Consider the following 510-nt stretch of genomic DNA (forward strand, 5'->3'; position numbering starts at 1 on the left):
GGCTGGATCACCTCCTTATCGACTTAGAACTGATTTGTTCGAAGTGTCCACACAGATGATTGTTGATTAGAATTAGAGAACACAAACATTGTTTGGGTCTGTAGCTCAGCTGGTTAGAGCGCACGCCTGATAAGCGTGAGGTCGGTAGTTCAAGTCTACTCAGACCCACCACTTCTTCCCGATGCTGCGTTATTAAGCTCGTCGTTTAGAAAACACTAAACGTCCTCACTTAATGCCTGGCCTCAAAAAGAAGCTCGGTTCAAAACAATGTTATTCCTAGTAATGTGGGGCTATAGCTCAGCTGGGAGAGCGCCTGCCTTGCACGCAGGAGGTCAGCAGTTCGATCCTGCTTAGCTCCACCACTTTACTACCTACTCCTCATAGATAAACACTCTTACCAACGATTTGGTACTCTGAGAGTTTTTAACTCTGAGAAGTCATTCTCTTGCTCTTTAAAAATTTGGAAAGCTGATATTAAATTCTCGGAATGACAATGAAAATTGTTGTTCT

At 43.5% G+C, this 510-nt stretch carries 2 tRNA genes; both read left to right on the forward strand.

Annotated features, from left to right (window positions below):
* Positions 1-94 precede the first annotated feature (94 nt).
* A tRNA-Ile gene (locus PRUB_RS00010) sits at positions 95-171 on the forward strand.
* 115 nt (positions 172-286) lie between these two features.
* Positions 287-362: transfer RNA gene (locus tag PRUB_RS00015), tRNA-Ala, on the forward strand.
* The last annotated feature ends 148 nt before the right edge of the window (positions 363-510 follow it).

This window comes from Pseudoalteromonas rubra (assembly GCF_000238295.3).
Classification (GTDB): domain Bacteria; phylum Pseudomonadota; class Gammaproteobacteria; order Enterobacterales; family Alteromonadaceae; genus Pseudoalteromonas; species Pseudoalteromonas rubra.